Genomic DNA, 21,289 nt, shown 5'->3' with positions numbered 1-21,289 from the left:
CCGGACGCCCCGCTTCACCTCACACATGAACTTTGAAGGGTTGGATTCTGATGGCGGACGAGAAGGAACTCCGGGAGTACCTCAAGCGCGCGATAGCCGATGCGCGGGACGCGCGGGGCCGGCTGCGTGAGGTGGAGGAGAAGGCGCGGGAGCCGATCGCGATCGTGGGGATGGCCTGCCGCTATCCGGGCGGTGTGACGGATCCCGAGAGCCTGTGGAACCTGGTCGACCAGGGCGTCGACGCGGTCTCACCGTTCCCGACGGATCGCGGCTGGCGCGAAGACCTGCACGACCCCGATCCGGACAGCGTGGGCAAGTCGTACGTGAGCGAGGGCGGCTTCCTCGACGACGTGAGCGGCTTCGACCCTTCCTTCTTCGGGATGTCTCCGCGCGAGGCCACGGTGGCGGACCCGCAGCAGCGGCTGCTCCTCGAGACCACCTGGGAGGCGATGGAGAACGCAGGCGTGGTGCCGGCCACCTTGCGCGGCAGCCGCACCGGCGTGTTCGTCGGCCAGATGTACCACGACTACGGAGCGCGTCCCAACCTCCCCAAGGAGGGCTACGAAGGAAACCTCGTCAGCAACAGCATGGGCAGCATCGCCGCAGGTCGAGTGGCCTACACGTTCGGGTTCGAAGGCCCGACCGTGTCCGTGGACACGGCGTGCTCCTCGTCGCTGGTCGCCATGCACATGGGGGCGACGGCTCTGCGCCGGGGCGAGTGCGATCTGGCCTTCGCCGGCGGTGTCACCGTGCTGTCCACTCCCGTGTCGTTCGTGGAGTTCTCGCGGCAGCGGGGTCTGGCGGCCGACGGCCGGTGCAAGTCGTTCGCGGCGGCCGCGGACGGCACGGGCTGGGCCGAAGGCGCGGGAGTTCTGCTGCTGGAACGCCTCTCGGACGCACAACGACTGGGCCACGACGTACTGGGAGTGCTGCGGGGCTCGGCCGTGAACCAGGACGGCGCGTCCAACGGCCTCACCGCACCCAACGGCCCCTCACAGGAACGGGTCATCCGCGACGCCCTGGCCGACGCCGGACTCAACCCCGGCGACATCGACGCAGTCGAGGCACACGGCACAGGCACACGCCTGGGCGACCCCATCGAAGCACAGGCCCTGCAGGCCACCTACGGCCACAACCGCGCCAAGGACCGCCCCCTCTACCTCGGCTCCCTGAAATCGAACATCGGCCACAGCCAGGCCGCCGCCGGCGTCGGCGGAGTCATCAAAATGGTGCAGGCCATGCGCCACGGCACCCTGCCCCGCACCCTCCACGTCGATGAACCCACCCCCCACATCGACTGGGACACCGCCGCCATGCAACTCCTCCTCGAAGCACAGCCATGGCCACACACCGGCGAGCGCCCCGCCCGCGCCGCCGTCTCCTCCTTCGGCCTCGGCGGCACCAACGCACACGTGATCCTGGAGGCGGCTCCCGAGGAATCCGGGGAGCAGGAACAGGTCCGGGACAAGGCTGTTGGTGCGGTGGTGCCGTGGGTGTTGTCGGGGCGTTCGACGGAAGCGGTGCGTGCTCAGGCGGCCCGCCTGGCCGAACACATCGAGCGTGGTGGCCTCCTGGGCGTGGCGGATGCGGCGGACGTGGCCTGGTCGCTGGTGTCGAGCCGTGCGTTGCTCGAGGCGGGCGCGGTCGTCGCAGGCCGGAACGGGGACGAACAGCTGGCGGCTCTGAAGGCGTTGGCCACAGGCGCGTCCGATCCGGGTGTGGTGGTGCAGGAGCGCGCCCGCTCCGGGCGGCTGGGCTTCGTGTTCTCGGGTCAGGGTGCGCAGCGGCTGGGCATGGGCCGTGAACTCGCCGCCCACATACCCCAGTTCGCCTCCGCACTCAACGACGTGTGCAAACACCTCGACCCGCTGCTGGACCGTCCCCTGCGCGACATCATGTTCGCAACCGAGACAGACCCGGACGCAGACCTGCTGGACCGCACCGAATACACCCAGCCCGCACTCTTCGCCATCGAAGTAGCCCTCTACCGAACCCTGGAAAACTGGGGAATACGCCCCGACTACGTCACCGGCCACTCCATCGGCGAAATCACCGCAGCCCACATCGCCGGAGTCATGTCCCTCAAAGACGCCGCCACCCTCGTCACCACCCGCGGCCGCCTCATGGCCGCAGCCCGCAACGACGGCACCATGATCGCCGTCGCAGCCCCCGAAAAAGACATCCTCCACGACCTCACCGGCCTGACCGGCATCGACATCGCCGCAGTCAACGGACCCCAGGCCACCGTCGTCTCCGGCGACACCAAAACCCTCAACCACCTCAACCACCAATGGCAACAACGCGGCTGGCGCACCACACACCTCCGCGTCAGCCACGCCTTCCACTCCCCCCACATGGACACAGCCCTCGACGAATACCGCCAAACCCTCACCACCCTCAACCTCAACAACCCCACCATCCCCCTCATCTCCACCCTCACCGGCACACTCACCACCCCCGACGAACTGACCACACCCGACTACTGGGTCAACCAACTCCGCAACACCGTCCGCTTCCACGACGCCATACAGACCCTGCGAAAGGAGGGTGTGGCCGACTTCGTGGAAATCGGCCCCGACGGCATCCTCAGCGCCATGATCGCGTCCGGGACGGAGGGCGGTCTGGGTGTGGTGGCTCCGGCCCTGCGCCGTAAGCAGGACGAACTCATCACCCTCGTCCTGCTCCTGGGCCAGCTGCACACCCGTGGCGTCCGCATCGACTGGCAGATGGTCCTGCCTGCCGCCCGACGTGTCGCCCTGCCCACCTACCCCTTCCAGCGCCAGCGCTACTGGCTGGAGGAGACGGCCTCCCCCGCGGACCCGGCCGCACTCGGGCTGGAGAACATCGAGCACCCGATGCTCAGCGCCGCCCTCGCCCTGGCCGGCACCGACGAGATCGTCCTCACCGGACACCTCTCACAGCACACCCACCCCTGGATCAACGACCACACCATCCACGACATGGTTCTCGTGCCGGGTACGGGCCTTCTCGAACTCGCCGCCCGCGCGGCCGACGAAGTCGGCTGCGACCGGGTCGAGGAACTGCGCCTCATCGCGCCGATGGTGCTGCCGGAGCACGGCGGGATCCAGGTGTCCGTACGTGTGGGCACACCCGACGACGCCGGTCGACGCGAGATCAGCGTCTTCTCCCGTTCCGCCGACGCGGACGGCGACTTGGACCGCACGTGGAAGGTGCACGCCGAAGGAACCCTCGGAACGAAGGAAGCCGGAGCCGATGCCTCCGCGGCCGCGGGCCTCACGGTGTGGCCGCCCGAAGGCGCTACGGAAGTGCCGCTCGACGGCGCCTACGAGCGGCTGATCGACCGGGGCTACGCGTACGGCTCTGCGTTCCGGGGGATGCGCCGCGTGTGGCGGGGCGACGGCGAGGTGTACGCCGAGATCCTCCTTCCGGAAGACTGCCGCGCGGACGCGCCCCGGTATGTGGTGCACCCCGCGCTGCTGGACGCGGCGCTGCACCCGCTGCTGCCCGGGATCGTCACGCAGGACGATCAGTCGCAGCTGCCGTTCGCCTGGGGTGGTGTGAATGTGTACGGCGCCAGCTCCGCCTCGTTGCGCGTTAGGCTCTCGCTGCCGGACCCCGGCGCCGCCGTCTCGGAGGTCTCGCTGACCGCGGTCGACGAGACCGGTGCGCTGGTCGCCTCCGTGGAGTCGCTGGCACTGCGTCCGGTGTCGAAGGAAGCCCTGGCCGAGGCGGGCGGAACGCGCGGCGACGACCAGTTCCTCATGAAGTGGGAGGCGGTCGGGCCCGGCACGGCCGACGAGCCGACCGGCAGCTGGGCCGTCCTGGGAGACACGGAAAATCTTCTGGGGGAATCGCTGCCGGACGCACCTGCGTACGCCGATCTCGCAGCACTCGCCTCGGCCGTGGACCGGGGCGAAGCGTCCGTACCCGCCGTGGTCGCCGCACCGCTGATATCCGGCCGGACCTCTGCCTCCGTGGATGTTGCTGGTGGGGTGCGTGGTGTGGTGGGCGGGGTTCTGCAATGGCTGCGGACGTGGCTGGGCGATGCCCGGTTCGAGGACTCGCGGCTGATCGTGGTGACACGGGGCGCGCTGGACGCGGTCAACGGCGAGGGCGTAACCGACCTGGCGGGCGCCGCGGTGTGGGGGCTGTTGCGCTCGGCACAGTCGGAGCATCCGGGCCGGATCGTCCTGGCCGACCTGGAGGAGAGCCCGGCCCAGGCCGGCTCCGACGAGGTGGCCGGACTCCTGCAGACCCTCGCAGGCTCGGGGCTTGAGCAAGTTGCCGTGCGTCAGGGGCAGTTGCTGGCGCCGCGTCTGGTGCCCGCCGCCGCAACCGGCGCGGGCCCGGACTGGGGTGAGGGCACCGTCCTGATCACCGGCGCCACCGGCACCCTGGGCGCCATCGTGGCCCGCCACCTCGTGACCGAACACAAGGTGCAGTCCCTGCTGCTGCTCAGCCGCAGCGGCGAAACCTCCCCCGGAGCCCGGGAACTGCGCGCCGAACTTCAAGAACTCGGCGCACAGGTCACCCTCGCCGCCTGCGACGTCGCCGACCGCCAAGCCCTCACCGACGCGCTGGCGCGTGTGCCCGCAGACCACCCGCTGACAGGTGTCGTGCACACGGCCGGTGTGGCCGAGGACGGCCTGCTGTCCGAGATGAGCCAGGAACAACTGGAGCGGGTACTGCGGCCCAAGGTCGACGGCGCCTGGAACCTGCACGAGCTGACCCGCGAGCTCGACCTGAAGGCCTTCGTCCTGTACTCCTCACTGGCCGGCCTGTTCGGCACGGCGGGCCAGGCCAACTACGCAGCAGGCAACACCTTCCTGGACGCACTCGCCTCCATGCGCCGGGCCCAGGAACTGCCCGCCGTGTCCATGGCCTGGGGCCTGTGGGAGGAATCCAGCGGCATCAGCGGCGACCTGAGCGACACCGACCTGCGACGACTGAACCGCATGGGACTGAAAGCGATGCCGTCCTCACAGGCCATGACCCTGTTCGACGCCGCCCTGGCGGCGGACGAACCGGTGGTGGCCCTCACCGGCATCGACACCGGCGCCCTGCACCAGCGCGGTGACAGCGTGCCCGCACTGCTCCAGGGCCTCGTGCCCGCGCAGCGCCGGCGGCGGTCCCCGGCCGGAGGCGAGACCGGCGGGGAGGCGCAGGCGCTGGCTGCGCGGCTGGCGGGCCTGACCCCGGGCGAGCGCGAGCGGGTCCTGACCGATCTGGTGCGCAGTGTGGTGGCCGGGATCCTGGGCCATGAGGACCCGCGGGAGATCGAGACGGACCGTGCCTTCCAGGAACTGGGCTTCGACTCCCTCAACGCGGTGGAGCTGCGGAACCGGCTGAACGCACTGAGCGGACTGCGCCTGGCCAACACCGTCGTCTTCGACTACCCCTCCGTCGACGCACTGGCCCGGCTCCTCGACGGACAGCTCACCGTCCAGCACACCCCCGCACCTCACACCCTGCTCACCACTCTGGGCGGGCTGGAGGAGCGCATCCGGGGCGTCGGGGATGACGAGGCGCTGCGGCGGCAGATCACCGAACAGCTGCAGCGGCTCCTGGAACTGACCGGGGCCGGGCTGGACGACGACCCCGATTCCACCGACGACCTCGATTCCGCCAGCGACGAAGAGCTCTTCGCGCTGATCGACGGGGCCGAGTAGCGGCGCATCCGCCTGCCCCGGACACCGACACAGACAACAGGAAGAGGGCATCGACCATGGGCAGCAGCCACTGGATACGGCGGATGGGGGTGACGGGCCAGGGGGACCTCCGGCTGGTGTGCTTTGCGCATGCGGGCGGCGCCGTCACCTCCTTCACGGGGCTCGCGCGGGCGCTGGCACCAGATGTCGAGGTGCTGGGGGTGCAGTACCCGGGCCGCCAGGACCGCCACAGGGAGCAGCCGGTCGAGGAGATTCCCCGTATGGCCGAGGCCGTCAACGCGGAGCTGGGCGCGATCCTCTCGGACGGGCGTCCGTGCGCGTTCTTCGGGCACAGCATGGGCGCGCTCGTGGCCTTCGAAGCGGCGGTGTCGCTGCGTGGGGACCAGCCGTCGAAGGAACTCACGCGCCTGTTCGTCTCCGGCCGTGCCGCTCCGCTGGCGGGGCCGCGCCCCGGCGATCTGCTGTCCGGGGCCGAGGAGTTGCTGACCGAGCTGCACCGGCTGGGGGGTGTCGGCAAGGACATCCTGGACGACCCCGAGATGGTCTCGATGATCATGCCGGCGGTGCGGGCCGACTACCGGGCGCTTGCGGCGTACCGCATGACCCCGGGCGCCTCGCTGGACTGCCCGGTCACGGTGCTGACCGGGGAGGCGGACCCGCTCGTCTCGCCGGAAGAGGCGGCGCAGTGGCAGGGCCTCACCTCGGCCCCCACCGAGGTGCGCGTCTTCCCCGGCGGCCACTTCTATCTCCAGGACCAGGTCCAGCAGGTCGCGGCAGCGGTGCGAGAGTCGCTGCTCTCCTCCTGACCTGCCGCCGGCCGGACGGGCGGAGGGCTTTTGCAGGGAGGGCCCGCTTCCGCCGGGGCGGGTGCTACTTGGAGGGGGGCTCGTACGTCAGATTGTGCATGGCGCACAGCTCGTACAGGTTCTCCTCAAATACCGGCTCGAGGTCGCTGTAGGCGAAGTCGAGCTGGCGGAGGATCTCCATGCACAGCAGGCCGTAGAGCTTGATCCAGCTCGACAGGAACAGATGCAGGGCCTCGGGCGGGAGCGCGGTGTTCGTCCGGGCCGAGTATTCGTTCATCTGCAGCTGGATGGATGGTGCCAGGTCGTCAAAGGCCGGCACCGGGTAAGGGGCTTGCTTCCATACGTCCGCGAGCTGGTCGAGGAAGACACTCTCGAACTGCTGCCCGGCCTGCTGCCGGGGGGACTCCTCGTCCGGCTTGACCGCCGACATCACGGGGCTGGCGAACATCCAGCTGAACTCGCTGGGGTGGTCGATGGCCCAGGCGCGCATCGCCCGGCACGTCAACAGCAGCCGCCTGCCGGGGAGTTCGGGGGAACAGGTGTCCCGCGCCGCCAGCATCGTCGAGGTGAGCTCCTGATAGAAGTCGGTGATGATCGCTTCGACCAGGGCGTCATGGCTGACGTAGTAGCGGTACACGGCGGGGCCGCTCATGCCCATCTCCCGGGCCACGGCATTGACCGTCACTCCCGTCGGCCCGTGCTCGCGCAGCAGGTGGCGGGCTGTCGTGCGGATCTCGCGAAGTGTGGCCTGCCGGCGCCGTTTCACCCAGGGACTTGACGTTTGCTGGCCCATCGCTTCGTCCTCGCACTCGTAGGCATTGACATGGTAGCTAGCCTATGGTTTGTTATAGCTCGTAAGTTAAGTCAGTGGTTCGAATATTACTGAGTAGAACTCGTACTGTCCATAGTCAAGGCACCGGGATGACGATGCTGAAGAGCTTTGAGGACTGGCGGTTCGCGGCGACGGCTCTCGTCCTTGTCGCGGGAAGCGCCTGGGGAGTTTCCCGGGCCCTCTCCCTGAGGGACGCGCAGATCGCCCGGCTGATGGACGTGTTGGACGCGGCGGTGACCGGAAACGCCGTCAGCGAAGGGGTCCTGCAGGAGGCGCGGCAGAGCTGACCCGGACCCCGTCGCGGCAAAACCCTGAAAGCTGGTGCGCAGCCGTCCCCCCGTGCGGCTGCGCGCCTGTCGTCCCGGTGCCGATCTCCAAGTGCCCTGGGCGCTGATTCGCCGAGCAGAGACAGGAAGCGGTGGTCACCGAGACGGCGCTGCGCACGCACTCCGTCCGGGGCCGCGCAGCGCCACAGGTGAGTTCGCGATAGGTGAGTTCGCGATACGGGCGCATCTGTTCATCGGCTGCCGGAGGCCCGGCCCGCGACGGGCCTCCCTACGAGCCCGGCACCGGCAGTCAGTTGCCGCCGCGGCCCGGTGCGTCGGATGTGCCGAGGCGGGTATCCCTCAGGACGTTCCTGACGAACAGGGCCGGAGGGTCCAGGGAGAGGGATGTGATGAGCGACATCCCGCCGCCCCAGGCCGGCCGCCTGCGGAAGAGTTCCGGGCGTGCCGTCGTGACGACGAACACCGGCCCGCTGGCCGTCCCGCCGCACACGTTGCCCACATAGTCCAGGAGCGTTTCGTCGGTCAGATGCAGGTCGTCGATGGCTATCACGACCGGACGCGGCTCCGCCGAACCGCCGGACAACACCTCACGGTCCAGCAGACCCACGAGCTCGGCCAGGGCCTCCGCCCCGTACAGCCGCCCCGGCGACTGGCAGGGCACGGAGTACGAGAGGAACCGGGGCGGGATCGGCAGGTCCAGGATGCGGCGCTCGAATTCCTTGAGCAGTTGGCTCTTGCCGGTGTTGGGGCCGCCGAGGACGGTGACGACATGGGGCGTGCCGTGATGGCGCACCCGGTGCCACAGGCCGTGCAGGACGTCGAGTTCGACCTCCCGGTCGGCGGGGCCGAGTTGGACCCCGGGGAAACGGGTGCGTTCCTCTGTGGCCTTCCACGCGCGCTCGATGTCGCCCGCACTGTCGTAGTACACGGCCGAAGCCGTCATCTGACGCGTTTTCCCGCACACCAGTATCTCGCCGGACTCGGCATGGCCCAGCAGGAACTGGCTCTCGTCGAGCGGTTCCCCGTCTGCAGACCACCCCGCCCCGGTGTCCCCGCTCCCGCCGTACCGCAAGCATGCCTCTCCGGTCGCCACCGCGGCGTGGAGCGTGGGACCGCACCGTTCCTGACCCGGTCGCGAGAGCGGGGCGGAGGAGCCCTTGGCGTGGAGTTCGTTGCGGATCGCCATGGCAGCGCGCACGGCGGACCATGCGTGGTTGCCGCCCGAGTCCAGGGCGTCGAAGACCGCCAGGTGGGTGGAGCCGAGCGAGCCGATGACCGCGCCGTCGAACGCGGCGACGAGGCCGCGGACGCGGTCGGCCATGCCATCGCGCAGGTCGTCGTTCTCGCCTGACGGCGAGGCTTCCGGCGCAGGCCCGAAGTCCAGCCTCAGGAGAAGCACGCTCACGACACGGCGCGTCCCCGTCGGTGCTGTCGCAACAGCCGGCGCGGGCGACGGGGGCGGAAGGGCCACGACATGAGGAGGCGCCGGCATCTCGGTCGCCCGCGCAACCGGTTCGGGGAAGTCCGCCCCCGGCTCGGCCGCTTCCCGGTCCGCGGTCGAAGCCCCGCAGGAGCGGACGCCTGCGTCACCCTCGGCGGACACGGAGGGTCCGGACACGGAGGGTCCGGACACGGAGGGCCCGGACGGGGAGGGCCCGGACGGGGACAGTCCGGCATCGTGGTTCAAGATGGCGTGCTGAAGCGCCTGGAGTTCACGCCGGGGCTCCAGACCCAGGTTGTCGATCAACAAGGTCCGCAGGCGACCGTAGACATCCAGGGCGTCCGCCTGCCGGCCGCAGCGGTAGAGCGCCAGCATGAGTTGGCCACACATGCGTTCGCGCAGCGGCTCGGACTCGACCATCGACTCCAGTGCACCGAGCGTCGACTGGTGCCGCCCGCACTGCAGTTCAGCCTCGAAGTGGTCCTCGATCGTGTCGAGCCGCGTGTTCCCCGCGGCGGTGAGCTGGGGCCAGCGGAACCCGGCCTCCGCGAGGTCGGTGAGGGCCTGGCCCTGCCACAGGTCCAGCGCGCCCTTGAGGGTCCTCGCCGCCTTGTCCGGGAATCCCGCCTCAAGGGCGGCCCGCCCCTCGGCGGTCTGCTGATGGAACACATGGAGATCGACCTGGTCAGGGTCGACCTGGATCATGTATCCCGGTGTCTTCGTCACCAGAATCTCGGACCAGGGCCCGGCCTGATGGGCCGCTAATGCCCGGCGCAGCCCCCAGACAGAATTTTGCAGAATTTTACGCGCTGTTGCCGGAGCCTTCTCTTCCGCCCACAATGCATTCAGTAGTTCGGAGGTGGGCACCACGCGATTCGCATTCAGCAGCAAGTAGGCCAGAGTGGCTCTCTGCTTGGTTCCGCCCAGAGCTATAGATCGTCCGTCCTTGATGACTTCCAGAGGGCCAAGCATACGAAACCACATCAGGACTCCCCGTTTGCCTGAGATCAATTTAGGATTCAGTTGCTCTTCCCACGGCAGCGCGATGCTGCGACGATGGAGGGCTTCGATGGCGGTCCGCATATAGGCGCCTAGGGGCGCCACGGACGACTGTCAACCTAACGGTAGTGAGGGATTGAAACAAGGCTAATAGTTTCTGCCCCCTGACCGGAAAGCCGGGCGGGACGGAAACAGACAGCGCGATGAGCGGACAGTGGGCGCACGATGTGTATCCCATCACCCTGACCGACCGCCCACTGTGCGGTCATCGCATTGCAACTCGGCCCTCTTTACGCAGGTAATCGGGGCTGTCATTCCGAGACACGTCAAGTTTCCGACCGTGTATTCTCCGGTGTGCAACCGGGGTGCAGGGAGAATATCGGTGCCGCAGGGCGTCGAGGTGACACCCCCGCGGCACGGGGTCTCACCGGTCCAGAATCCTGGCCAGCAACTCGACGGCGCGATGGTGCGGCATGCCCGCGGCACACAGGAACGTGACCGTGGTGGCCCGGCCCGCCTCCTCGGGGCGCACATGCCCGCTGTTGGTGGCCTCCATCACCGAGAACAACACCCCTTCCAGGACGTAGCGCAATCCCTCCGCCGGCAACGGCGAAGTGAACGTCCCTTCGTCCAGGGCGCGTTGGATGAGGCGCGTCCCGGCCTCATGGACGACGCCGAGGCGGTCGCGGATGCCCTTCATCGTGAGGCTCTGCGGGGCGAGGGCGAGCAGGAGGCGGTAGCGGTCGACGACCTCCCAGACGGCGAGAAGCGAGCGGGCCAGCGCCTCGACGGGATCCGCCACCCCTTCACGGCCCACGACGTGGGCCTGCTCCACCGACTCGATGGCCTCGCCGATGAGCGCGGCGACCAGCGTGTCGCGGCTGGGGAAGTGCCCGTAGACCGTGCGCCGCGCGACACCCGCCGCGCGGGCGATCTGATTCATGGATGCGTCCGGAGCACGAAGCAGTTCGGCGTGGGCGATGTCGAGGATGCGTCGACGGTTGGCTAAGGCCCGGAGGCCCGAGGCGTGTGGGGTCGTCATGACTCCTAGTTGTACAGGCATGTGCAAGTACCGCTACATTGCACAGGTGTGTGCAACTGCTTGTTGCGCCGCTCTGCACCCGCTGCCCGTCAGCCGCAGAGCCGGAACCAAGAACGGAGGGGCCCCATGCCGTTACTCGTCAAAGAGCCGGTCGAGCGGATGAGCCGACCGTACGCCCGTCGCTGGTGGGCGCTGCTGGTGCTCTGCCTGAGTCTGATGATCTCGGTCATGGCGAACACCGCCCTGACGGTTGCAGCACCAGCCATGACCCGCGATCTCGATCTGTCCAGCTCCGACCTGCAGTGGGTCATCGACGCGTACACCGTTCCGTACGCCGCGCTGATGCTGCTGCTCGGCGCGATCGGCGACAAGTACGGCCGCCGCGGCTCGCTCGTGCTCGGGCTGCTCATCATGGCCGCGGGCGGCGTGGCCGGCGCCTTCGCGGACACCTCGGCCCAAGTCATCGTCGTCCGCGCGGTCATGGGCTTCGGCGCCGCCATGATCATGCCCGCGACGCTCTCGCTGCTCGCGGCGACGTTCCCGCGCGAGGAGCGGGCCAAGGCCATCACCATCTGGGCGGCGACCTCGGGCCTCTCCATCGCCGCCGGGCCGCTGATCGCGGGCGTACTCCTCAAGGACAACGGCTGGGAGTCCACGTTCCTGATCAACGTTCCGGCGTGCGTCGTCGCGGTCCTGGCGGCGTACGTCTTGGTGCCGCCGTCCAGGGCCGGCGACCGCGGCCGGATCGACTACGGCGGCGGCGTGCTCTCGGTGATCTGGTCCGGCGCCCTGATCTACATGATCATCGACGGTCCCCACTTCGGTTGGGGCAAGTCGGCGATCACCGCCGCGGCGATCGCCGGGCTCGGCCTGCTCCTGTTCGTCTGGTGGGAGCTGCGCCACCCGCGGCCGATCCTTGACGTGCGGAAGTTCACCCAGCGCGCTTTCGCCGCCGCGAACCTCGCCATCGCGGTCTTCTTCCTCGCCGTGTTCGGCGTCTTCTACTACCTCACGCAGCACTTCCAATTCGTCCTGGACTACGACCCGTTGGAGACCGGCATCCGCATGCTGCCGCTCGCGCTCGGGGTCTTTCTGGGCGCTGCGACCACCGGCGTGCTGGCACCGCGCCTCGGCGCGCGCATCATGGTGACCGTGGGCATGGTGGGCGGCACGACGGCCCTGGCGCTGCTCATCAGCACCGACGGGAGCTCCACGTACTCGGACTTCGTGGCTCCGCTCGCCCTGCTCGGCCTCTCCCTGGGCCTCGCCGTCTCCCCCTGCACGGACACGATCATGGGCGCCTTCCCGGAGTCGGAACTCGGCGTCGGCGGCGCCGTGAACGACACCTCGCTCGAACTCGGCGGGTCGCTCGGAATCGCCGTGCTCGGCTCGGCGCTCGCCTCCTCGTACGCGGCGAATCTCACCGACGCAACCGAGGGGCGCAAGGTGCCGCCGGAGGCGCTGGAGGCCGCGAAGGACTCGGTCGCCGCGGGCAACGCCGTGGCACAGTCCTTCCAGGAGAGGGCACAGCAACTGACCGAGCAGGCCGCCCATGCCGCCTCGCCCGCCGACGCTGCCAAGCTCAAGCAGCAGGCTGCGGAAATCGCCCAGGGCTCGACCCAGATGGCCGACGCGGTCGGATCCGCCTTCTCCGACGCGGTGTCCCAGACGAGCCTGATCGGCGCGGTCACCCTCGGCGCCGGCGCCCTGGTCGTCGCCCTGCTCATGCCTCGGAAATCCACCGAGCCGCAGCCGCCCGCAGAAGAGGAAGCCCACCCCGAGCCGCAGCCGGCTCCGCTGCCCACGCGAACCGGCTGATCGCCTCCCCGGCGCATCCAGCGGTGTCCTCGGCGATTGGTCGAGGCCGTGCCGGGGGGGGGCCGCAGGGGGCCGGCTCGGTCGCCGGCCGGGCAACTCGAGTCGTATCACCGCGTCGGCAGGCACCGCGAACAGGTGCCTGCCGATGCTGGGTTGATGCACCGCCTTGTCAGCGGTGACGCGGCCCGACCGCCGCCCCGACGCCGTCCGTCAAGCGCGTGCACGGCGGTCTCACGGGATGGCGTGCAGGGTGCCGCGGTGGAAGACGATCGACGTGGTTGCCGCGGTCGTCCCCAGACCGGCCACTCGCGCCAGGGCGAAGTGATGGTCCCCCAGCTTGCGCACCTCCACGACCCGGCAGTCGAGCCACGCGGCGATGCCGGGCAGCAAGGGGTTCCCCAGAGGTGACTTCTGCAGCGGCAGCCCTGCGAACTTGTCCCTGCCGCTGGCCGCGAACCGTGCGCACAGCTCCTGCTGATCGCCCGACAGGACGTTGACGGTGAAGGTCGCCGAGTTCCGCATCTCCGGCCAGCTGGAGGACTTCTCGTCGACGAAGATCCCGATCAGCGGCGGATCCAGGGACACCGACACGAACGACCCCACGGTCAACCCCGCCGGCCTGTCCCCTGTTGTCGCCGTGACCACGGTGACGGCCGTCGGAACCTCGCGCAGCACATTGCGGAGCATTCCCGAACTGACGGGCGGCGCCTCCATGTCTGCATGACGGCGGGCGGGCGAAGTCGTGCCCATACTGACCTCCTGGTCGAGTCATCCTCTGTCAGACCTTGGCATCCGGACCTGGAGAGCCAGTCATCGTCACATGGTGGGGAGCGGCTCGGCGGCAGGAGTGTTCAGCGCCAGCTGTGCGGGGCACGGAACCCGCGCTCACGTTCCAGCCGGCGCCAGCCGGCCCGGGACCGCGGGCGGTGGGCCGCAGTTGGGCCGGGCGCGGCCGCACGGGCCATCAGGATCAGGGCGATGGCCGCGAGTTCCTCGGGCTCGGCGTGCCCCTTCTCGACACGCAGCAGCGTGTGAGCAGCAGAAACAATGGTCATGGGAGAGGGTCCTCCGTCACTGTGAGGGATGCCGGCGCCAAGATGTGGGCGCCTGGTGACCACCGGGTTACCGCAGGATTACTGCGGGGGGTTGCCGTGCTTGCGCGACGGCAGGTCGGCGTGCTTGTTGCGGAGCATCGCCAGGGAGCTGATGAGCACCTCGCGGGTTGCTGCCGGGTCGATGACGTCGTCGACCAGGCCTCGCTCCGCGGCGTAGTAGGGGTGCATCAGCTCGGCCTTGTACTCCTTGACCATGCGCGCACGCATCGCCTCGGGGTCCTCGGCGGCCGCGATCTGCCGGCGGAAGATGACGTTGGCGGCGCCCTCGGCACCCATCACCGCGATCTCGTTGGTCGGCCAGGCGTAGGTGAGGTCCGCTCCGATGGACTGGGAGTCCATCACGATGTAGGCACCTCCGTACGCCTTGCGCAGGATCAGCGAGATCCGCGGCACCGTCGCGTTGCAGTAGGCGTAGAGCAGCTTCGCGCCGTGCCTGATGATGCCGCCGTGCTCCTGGTCGACGCCCGGCAGGAAGCCGGGGACGTCAAGGAGCGTCACGATCGGGATATTGAAAGCGTCGCACATCTGGACGAAGCGGGCGGCCTTCTCCGAGGCCTCGATGTCCAGGACACCCGCCAGGGACTGCGGCTGGTTGGCGACGATGCCCACCACCTTGCCGTCCAGACGGGCCAGCGCGCAGATGATGTTGCGGGCCCAGCGCTCGTGGACCTCCAGGAAGTCGCCGTCGTCGACGAGCTCCTCGATGACCTTGGCCATGTCGTAGGGACGGTTGCCGTCCGCCGGGACCAGGTCGAGCAGCACGTCCGAGCGGCGGTCCGCCGGGTCGTCCGACTCGTGCACCGGCGGGTTCTCGCGGTTGTTCGAGGGCAGCATCGCGATGAGGTAGCGCACCTCGGCGAGGCAGGTCTCCTCGTCGTCGTACGCGAAATGGCAGACGCCCGAGGTCTCGGCGTGCACGTCCGCGCCGCCCAGACCGTTCTGGGAGATCTCCTCACCGGTCACCGCACGCACCACATCCGGCCCGGTGATGAACATCTGCGAGGTCTCACGGACCATGAAGACGAAGTCCGTCAGAGCCGGCGAGTACGCCGCACCGCCGGCGCACGGGCCCAGCATCACGCTGATCTGCGGGATGACACCCGACGCCTTGGTGTTGCGCTGGAAGATCCCGCCGTACCCGGCCAGCGCGGAGACGCCCTCCTGGATACGGGCGCCCGCGCCGTCGTTCAGGGAGACCAGCGGGGCACCGGCCGCGATCGCCATGTCCATGATCTTGTGGATCTTGGTGGCGTGCGCCTCGCCGAGCGCGCCGCCGAAGATACGGAAGTCATGCGCGTACACGAAGACCGTGCGGCCCTCCACCGTGCCCCAGCCGGTGATGACACCGTCGGTGTACGGCTTCTTGGCCTCCAGGCCGAAACCGGTCGCCCGGTGCCGGCGCAACTGCTCGACCTCCCGGAACGAACCCGCATCGAGCAGCAGCTCGATCCGCTCCCGCGCGGTCAGCTTGCCCTTGGCATGCTGGGCCTTCGTCGCCTTCTCGCTGGGTCCGGCCAGCACCTGCGCACGGATCTCGTGCAGTTCTGAGACCTGATTGCGTGTCACTACCGATAGCCGCCTCTCGGCCGGGGAACGGTCAGCGCGGCATTCGCCTCAAGAGGGTGGAGGCGACACCGCGATGACCGCCCGGGGGAACCCGCGGCAGGCCCGCCCAGCGGGTCTCGAGTGCGCGACATGCCGCGCGGAGTGGTCTTCGACGCTAGGCGGGCGCGCTCACACGGCGGTAACTCGGCCTTCCCGGCCCCCACTCAGCCGTCGGTGCCGATCAGCGTCCGCACGAAGTACTGCGTGTCGAAGAACTCGCGCATGGCCTTGATCCGGCCGTCCCTGATGGAGAACACCGAGACGATGTTCGCCTCGTAGGGCTCGCCGGTGCGGGACGCGGCACGGGCCACGCAGTCGAGCACGACCGTGTCGCCCTCTGCTATGACCTGCGAGATCTCAATGGTGTAGGGGACCTCCGTGGAGAACAGCTCCATCAGCGGCAGCATGAACTTGTTGAGGATCTCGTCCAGACCCACCCAGCTGCCGGCAAGCGCGTGCTCGCCGGGGATGCGGAACTCGGCGTCCTCCCAGAGGGTCGCCTGGATGGCCTCCGGGTCCCGCTCGTCGATGGCCTTGAGGTAGGCGAGGACAACGCTCTTCGCATCAGTGAATGTCATGACTGCTCCCGGTGTTGGGGGTGGATGACGACAGGGGCCGGCTTCGGCGGTGCGACAGGGCTCCGGCAGACCGTTCACGCCCGGCCGGTCAAGGGATCGCCACGTTCTGCCCGGCCTGCGTGCGGACGTGGATGCACCGCAGTCCCGTGGGACGTCGACCCGGCCGGATCGGCCGAGACATCGCAGGGCACGGCGGGCCAAGAGCCGCGCGCCGGTCCGAAAGCGGCCCGCCTCTCCGGAGGCTACACCGGCCGAACCACCGCACATCCAGCCAGGAAAGCGCCGAACACCCGCCACAGATACGCCGATTACCCCGGAATGGCCAAGCCGAGGCGGGACAATGGGAGCGATGCCTCAAGCAGCGTTGACCGGCCGGAACGGCCCCTCTCGGGGACCTCGCGGACGGGACCCCTCCCCGTGTCGGATACCACAGACCGACACGGATAGTCACACTTGTTTTAGGGCATCACGATGGTTAGGGTGACCCTACCGGCCGAAACGGATTGATTTCCGGGGGGCTTGTGTACGTCACGCACGGGGTTCCGCTGCCGCCTTCGGGCATCAGCGGGTGACACACATGGGGGGATACCGCAGTTGCAACAGGTCTGTGCAGCAACCGTTTCAGCACCATTCGTCGGCCTTCAGCCCGCTCCGCCCGTCACCGGCGTCGAGAGCCCACGGCTAACGCCCTGCGGAATCGATAAATCCGCCCCCTAGATCCCTCATCCGCTCCGCCCATCGCGAGGGCGGACCATCTCCGCGGTCCGGCACGAGCCCCCGGCCCGGACATCCTGGACGCCCGCCAGTGGTCTGCCGCTGCGCGGAACCGGATGACGGACCACGGGCCGGTACCGGCTCTTCACCCGGACCACGAACATCGCAGACTCAACAGAGACACCAATCTGCTGGTACGGATTCAGTCAATTGAGGAGCAGTCATGTGGTTTCGAATACTCGGGCCATTGGAAGTCCTCGACGGCAGTCAGTCCATCGCTCTGGGCGGGACCAAACAGCGCGCCACACTCGGTTATCTGCTCCTGAACGCCAATCGAGTGGTCCCCACCCGAGAACTCCTCAACGCGCTGTGGGCAGACGGAACACTGCCGACAACAGCACGGAAGATCCTCCAGAACGCCGTATGGGGTCTTCGCGGATCCCTCGCGGCCTGCGGCACCGACCGCCAGAGCGGGATCCTGCTCACGAAGGCTCCCGGATACGTCCTGCAGGTCGAACCCGACCAGATCGACCTGCACCTCTTCCACCGCCGGATACAGGAGGGGCGCACCGCCCTCGAGTCCGGTTCCCCCGCGCAGGCCGCGGTCATCCTCCGCGACGCCCTGTCCCTCTGGCAGGGCCATGCCCTGGCCGACCTCGTCGAGAGCGGGTTCAACTGGCCCGAGCTCGACGCTGCGGAGAGTGCCCGGCTCGACGCGATGGAGGACTACTTCGAGGCCGAGCTCCGCTGCGGACGGCATCAGTCCGCACTCGCGGCACTGGAGTCGATGGTCGAGGCGGAGCCCTTGCGCGAGCGCCTGTGCGGACAGTTGATGTTGGCCCTGTACCGGTGCGGCCGGCAGGCCAACGCACTGAGCGTCTACAGCCGGGTCCGCACATCCCTGATCGAGGACCTCGGCCTGGAGCCGCGGCGCGAGCTGCAGTCTCTTCAGCAGGCGATCCTGGCGCAGGACCCCAAGCTGTCACAGCCCGAGGCTCCGTCACCGGCGCCTGTGCGGACAGGTGCCGGCCCGTCGCAGGACCACACACCGGCGCGGTCCGCACAGCCCCGGGCGGCTGCGGCCCCGGCCCGGCCCAGGGTTCACGAGTACGCGATCCACGAGGGCACGGAGCACGGCAAGGACGTCTCCGCCGACGCGCACGGCCTCAGGACGCGAGTGCGGGTGCCGCTCCAGCGCACCGCTTCGGCGGGCCAACGCCTCGCGGTGAGCGTGCTGTTGCTCAAGACCGGGCTCAGGGCGCCCACGGGCGGCGGGCGATCGCAGGGCAGCGACGAACTGCGTGACCGCCTGGCCGGCCGCATCCGGGACCTCGTGGGCCGCCAGGGCGGATCGGTGATCAGCTCCATAGGGTTCACACAGCTGGCCGTGTTCGGGCCCGGGCACGAGGGCCACGACCATGCCGAACGAGCCGTGCGTGCCGCCCTGGCCATCCGGGACGAGTTCCACACCGCTCCCACGGTCACTCCGCTCGACCGCTCCGCCCGGCGAGCCGGCGAGGCGACGGTCCAGGCCGCGGTATCCACGGGAGAGGCACTGCTGCGCTACGAGGCCGACGGCTCCGTCCGGTCGGCGGACGGCGCTCTGCTCGACGCGTGCCAGTCCCTGCTGTCCCGGGCCTCCGCGGGGGAGGTCTGGGTCTGCGGGAACACCCGGCAGCTGACCGCCTCGGCACCTTCCTTCGTCTCCGTCGGCGATTCGCCGCAAGCCTGGAAGGTGATCCAGTCGCGCTCGCGCACCGAGCGGCCGCCGGCGGCGGGCGTGGTCGACAGGGAGATCGAACTCGACATCCTGCGGGGCATGCTGGAGCGCGTCCGGCACCGCGAAACTCCTCATGTGGTCACGATCATCGGAGAACCCGGTAGCGGAAAGAGCAGGCTGCTCAAGGAATTCGAGCGCCGCTCCATGGGGCAGCCGATCGACACCTGGTTCCTGGTGCCCTCCAGGCCGGACCAGGAATGGCGGCCGGCTCGTGGTACTCACCTTTTCCACCTGCGGAAGAGTCCGCTTCTCGATCCCTACGGAAACGAGGCACTGGAGATCGATCTGACTCAGTCTCTGAATTCCGGCCAGAACCCCCTGGAAAGCATCGTGCAGGACTGCCCGCTGGTCATGGTCGTCGACGATCTGCACGAGGCGGAGAAAGCCCTGCTGGACTTCGTCGGCAGGGTGAGCAGTGAGATGGCCCGGGGGCCCCTGTTCATCGTGGCCGCAGCGCGCCCGCAGCTCTTCGACCGGCGTCCGGCCTGGGGTGGCGGGACACCGCACTGCACCACCATCTCCATCGATCCGCCGGGCACGTCCCGCCGACTGCCGGCGAGCCCTTTGGCCGCACCCGCGAACCGGCTGGTCTCCGGCCTCGCCGACAGCACACCCTGACTGCCTCTTCCCCGCGCGCCGGGGAGGGGGACCAGGAGGACGGTCAAGGGAGCCCGTCCCCTGGCTCAGTGGTGAAGCCCTCGCTTCCCCGGTGTCCAGAAGGGCTTGACCTTGATCTGAGTACGGGGCCACTTCCGCACGTGGACGAGGTGGTCCCGGACCGCCTGGCACGTACGCGCCTCACCCGCGACGTACGCCACGCCGATCTCCTCGGGGAGGTCCAGGTCCGACACCGCGCCGAGCAGAGCCTGCGAGGAGACCGGGGATGCGCCCCTGCGGTACGCGCGCCTGAGGATGTGCGGCCCGGGCACGGGCACCTCGTCGTCGGGGGACTCGCTCTCCAGCACCCCGTACACCCGCGCCTCGGACCCGAGCGCCCTGATCATGGGGCCGAACGCGGCGGACGCCGTCTCCTCGCCGACGAACACGTGGTACGGAGCGTCCGTCCGGAGGTCGAAATCACCCAACGGCCCCCAGAACGAGACCTCCTGGCCGACCTGAACATCGCGGGTCCAGCGCAGTCCGATACCCTCGCCGTCGTAAAGATGCGTTCGGATTTCAACTTCCCGGCCGTCATCCGACTGATCCCAGACGGAGTAGGTGCGGAGCGTTTCACCCGGGCGCAGGATCCCGTACAGCGACAGGGGGTCGTTGATCTGGATCCGGATGTGACGCCCCGGGGGGATGACCGTTCCGCTCAGCCCGTCGGCGGCGATCCGGATGCGCTTCATCGTCGGGGTCACTGAGTCCGTCTCCGTGATCACTCCCTCCAGCCGCTGCTTGGCGAAGAGGTGCTCGAGGGGATTGAGTGACGGGCGCCGCGCGGGCTTCACCGTACCGTCCGGCATGACGACTCCTTCTCGTGGTTGCGTGATGCGAGGTGCTTTTCCGGTCGCTCCGCGCCCGACCGCACGGCAAGGCCCGCGGTGGCCGCCTTCTCCAGCGCGTCGATCAGCTGCTCGATTCGGGTGTCCTGCACCGCCACCACCCGGCGGACGCCCCGGATCGACGGTGGCCGGCGCCCTCTCCCGCCACCCCGACAAGCTCCTTCACATCCGGACCGTGGAGCAGCTGTGGACTCTGCGTCGCTTGCTCATTAATGTTTTACGCAATGACTTACCTTACAGGCACTAACAAACCATAGGTTACCTATCATGTCAATGACTGGAAGCGAGGACAGGAAGATGCCGCAGCAGACGTCAAGCAGCCGCGTGGAGAAGCGCCGGCAAGCCACCCTGCTGGAGATCCGCAGCACGGCCCGCCAGCTCCTGCGCAAGCACGGACCGACGGGCGTGACGGTCAACGCCGTGGCCCGCGAGATGGGCATGAGCGGACCCGCCGTGTACCGCTACTACGCCAGCCATGACGCGCTGGTCGAAGCGGTGATCGCGGACTTCTACCAGGAGCTGACGACGACCATGCAGGCGGCGCGGGACGCCTGCCCGCCGGAGCACCCCGGCCGGCGGCTGGCCGCCACCTGCCGCTCGATGCGGGCATGGGCGATCAACCACCCCGGTGAGTTCCGCTGGATGTTCGCCAGTCCGGTCCGCGCGGCGGCACGCCACGACGCGGAGTCGCCGCGGCTGCGTGCCGGGCAGCAGTTCGAGAAGGTCTTCCTCGACCAGTTCGTCGACATCTGGGAGAAGAACCCCTCCCCGGCCACGCGGTTCGAGGATCTGCCTCCTTCTTTGCAGGAGCAGATCCTCGAGTACGCGGCCCGGGCCGACAGCCCGCTGCCTCCCGAGGCACTGCACCAGTTCCTGAAGAGCTGGATCAGGCTCTACGGGCTGCTGTGCATGGAAGTCCTCCACCAACTGGACTTCGCCTACTCGGATCTTGAGCCGGTCTTCGAGGAGAGCCTGAGGGAACTGTGCGTCCTGCACAACCTCGAGTACCTGCCGCCGCAGGAGTCGTAGCGACGGCAGCGGCGCCCGGCCGCCCGCCGTCCGCCCCCGCCCCTTTGGGAGAGGGGCGGGGGCGGACGGCGGATCGAGCCCGAAGAC

At 69.0% G+C, this 21,289-nt stretch carries 15 protein-coding genes; 6 read left to right on the top strand and 9 right to left on the bottom strand.

Annotated elements, in window-relative coordinates:
• Positions 1-50: 50 nt before the first annotated feature.
• Entirely contained in the window at positions 51-5,651 is a 5,601-nt protein-coding gene (locus OG453_RS43815; RefSeq protein WP_266874408.1) for a type I polyketide synthase, read from the top strand.
• A gap of 56 nt (positions 5,652-5,707) precedes the next feature.
• Positions 5,708-6,457 (top strand): thioesterase II family protein, encoded by a 750-nt coding sequence (locus OG453_RS43810; protein WP_266874407.1) that lies wholly within the window; start codon positions 5,708-5,710, stop codon positions 6,455-6,457.
• Positions 6,458-6,521: 64 nt separating this feature from the next.
• On the opposite strand, the gene OG453_RS43805 is transcribed toward OG453_RS43810, so the two are convergent.
• Positions 6,522-7,223 carry a TetR/AcrR family transcriptional regulator gene (locus OG453_RS43805; RefSeq protein ID WP_266874406.1) on the bottom strand — a complete coding sequence of 234 codons (702 nt, stop codon included), beginning with the start codon at positions 7,221-7,223 and terminating at the stop codon, positions 6,522-6,524.
• Between the two features lie 155 nt (positions 7,224-7,378).
• Here OG453_RS43805 and OG453_RS43800 point away from each other — a divergent pair, with 155 nt between their 5' ends.
• Positions 7,379-7,576, top strand: a complete 198-nt coding sequence (locus OG453_RS43800; RefSeq protein ID WP_266874405.1) for a hypothetical protein — start codon at positions 7,379-7,381, stop codon at positions 7,574-7,576.
• Positions 7,577-7,865: 289 nt separating this feature from the next.
• Here OG453_RS43800 and OG453_RS43795 read toward each other — a convergent pair whose 3' ends face one another.
• Both OG453_RS43795 and OG453_RS43790 read right to left on the bottom strand, forming a co-directional pair.
• Complete coding sequence (locus tag OG453_RS43795) at positions 7,866-9,989, bottom strand: BTAD domain-containing putative transcriptional regulator (protein ID WP_266874507.1); 2,124 nt, start codon at positions 9,987-9,989, stop codon at positions 7,866-7,868.
• Between the two features lie 451 nt (positions 9,990-10,440).
• On the bottom strand, positions 10,441-11,058 hold the full coding sequence (locus tag OG453_RS43790; protein ID WP_266874404.1) for a TetR/AcrR family transcriptional regulator: 618 nt from the start codon (positions 11,056-11,058) through the stop codon (positions 10,441-10,443).
• Between the two features lie 126 nt (positions 11,059-11,184).
• Here OG453_RS43790 and OG453_RS43785 point away from each other — a divergent pair, with 126 nt between their 5' ends.
• Positions 11,185-12,876, top strand: coding sequence for an MFS transporter (locus OG453_RS43785; RefSeq protein WP_266874403.1), 1,692 nt, complete (start codon positions 11,185-11,187; stop codon positions 12,874-12,876).
• A 231-nt stretch (positions 12,877-13,107) separates the two neighbouring features.
• On the opposite strand, the gene OG453_RS43780 is transcribed toward OG453_RS43785, so the two are convergent.
• The 4 genes from OG453_RS43780 to OG453_RS43765 form a co-directional block, all read right to left on the bottom strand.
• Positions 13,108-13,626 (bottom strand): flavin reductase family protein, encoded by a 519-nt coding sequence (locus OG453_RS43780; protein WP_266874402.1) that lies wholly within the window; start codon positions 13,624-13,626, stop codon positions 13,108-13,110.
• A gap of 101 nt (positions 13,627-13,727) precedes the next feature.
• Positions 13,728-13,931, bottom strand: coding sequence for an acyl-CoA carboxylase subunit epsilon (locus OG453_RS43775; RefSeq protein ID WP_266874401.1), 204 nt, complete (start codon positions 13,929-13,931; stop codon positions 13,728-13,730).
• A gap of 78 nt (positions 13,932-14,009) precedes the next feature.
• Complete coding sequence (locus OG453_RS43770) at positions 14,010-15,557, bottom strand: acyl-CoA carboxylase subunit beta (protein WP_266874400.1); 1,548 nt, start codon at positions 15,555-15,557, stop codon at positions 14,010-14,012.
• A gap of 203 nt (positions 15,558-15,760) precedes the next feature.
• Positions 15,761-16,174, bottom strand: a complete 414-nt coding sequence (locus OG453_RS43765; RefSeq protein ID WP_266874399.1) for a nuclear transport factor 2 family protein — start codon at positions 16,172-16,174, stop codon at positions 15,761-15,763.
• Positions 16,175-17,111: 937 nt separating this feature from the next.
• On the opposite strand from OG453_RS43765, the gene OG453_RS43760 reads away from it, so the two are divergent.
• Positions 17,112-19,286: a BTAD domain-containing putative transcriptional regulator gene (locus tag OG453_RS43760; RefSeq protein ID WP_266874398.1), complete on the top strand. Its 2,175-nt coding sequence runs from the start codon at positions 17,112-17,114 to the stop codon at positions 19,284-19,286.
• Between the two features lie 65 nt (positions 19,287-19,351).
• Here the strand turns inward: OG453_RS43760 and OG453_RS43755 are convergent, their stop codons facing one another.
• Both OG453_RS43755 and OG453_RS43750 read right to left on the bottom strand, forming a co-directional pair.
• Positions 19,352-20,134 (bottom strand): siderophore-interacting protein, encoded by a 783-nt coding sequence (locus OG453_RS43755; RefSeq protein ID WP_266874397.1) that lies wholly within the window; start codon positions 20,132-20,134, stop codon positions 19,352-19,354.
• Positions 20,116-20,265: a hypothetical protein gene (locus OG453_RS43750; RefSeq protein ID WP_266874396.1), complete on the bottom strand. Its 150-nt coding sequence runs from the start codon at positions 20,263-20,265 to the stop codon at positions 20,116-20,118. The genes OG453_RS43755 and OG453_RS43750 overlap by 19 nt, the downstream gene beginning before the upstream one ends.
• Before the next feature lie 175 nt (positions 20,266-20,440).
• Between OG453_RS43750 and OG453_RS43745 the strand changes: the two genes are divergently transcribed.
• Positions 20,441-21,202, top strand: coding sequence for a TetR/AcrR family transcriptional regulator (locus OG453_RS43745; RefSeq protein WP_266874395.1), 762 nt, complete (start codon positions 20,441-20,443; stop codon positions 21,200-21,202).
• Positions 21,203-21,289: the final 87 nt, after the last annotated feature.

Source organism: Streptomyces sp. NBC_01381 (assembly GCF_026340305.1).
GTDB lineage: Bacteria > Actinomycetota > Actinomycetes > Streptomycetales > Streptomycetaceae > Streptomyces.
Note: the sequence above shows the minus strand (reverse complement) of the source record. Positions and strands in the feature narration are given on the sequence as shown.

Coding starts and splice junctions, on each gene's coding strand:
- OG453_RS43810 (WP_266874407.1), top strand. CDS start 5,708: ATGGGCAGCAGCCACTGGATACGGCGGATGGGGGTGACGGGCCAGGGG.
- OG453_RS43765 (WP_266874399.1), bottom strand. CDS start 16,174: ATGACATTCACTGATGCGAAGAGCGTTGTCCTCGCCTACCTCAAGGCC.
- OG453_RS43745 (WP_266874395.1), top strand. CDS start 20,441: ATGTCAATGACTGGAAGCGAGGACAGGAAGATGCCGCAGCAGACGTCA.
- OG453_RS43780 (WP_266874402.1), bottom strand. CDS start 13,626: ATGGGCACGACTTCGCCCGCCCGCCGTCATGCAGACATGGAGGCGCCG.
- OG453_RS43755 (WP_266874397.1), bottom strand. CDS start 20,134: ATGCCGGACGGTACGGTGAAGCCCGCGCGGCGCCCGTCACTCAATCCC.
- OG453_RS43815 (WP_266874408.1), top strand. CDS start 51: ATGGCGGACGAGAAGGAACTCCGGGAGTACCTCAAGCGCGCGATAGCC.
- OG453_RS43775 (WP_266874401.1), bottom strand. CDS start 13,931: ATGACCATTGTTTCTGCTGCTCACACGCTGCTGCGTGTCGAGAAGGGG.
- OG453_RS43785 (WP_266874403.1), top strand. CDS start 11,185: ATGCCGTTACTCGTCAAAGAGCCGGTCGAGCGGATGAGCCGACCGTAC.
- OG453_RS43795 (WP_266874507.1), bottom strand. CDS start 9,989: ATGCTTGGCCCTCTGGAAGTCATCAAGGACGGACGATCTATAGCTCTG.
- OG453_RS43760 (WP_266874398.1), top strand. CDS start 17,112: ATGTGGTTTCGAATACTCGGGCCATTGGAAGTCCTCGACGGCAGTCAG.
- OG453_RS43800 (WP_266874405.1), top strand. CDS start 7,379: ATGACGATGCTGAAGAGCTTTGAGGACTGGCGGTTCGCGGCGACGGCT.
- OG453_RS43790 (WP_266874404.1), bottom strand. CDS start 11,058: ATGACGACCCCACACGCCTCGGGCCTCCGGGCCTTAGCCAACCGTCGA.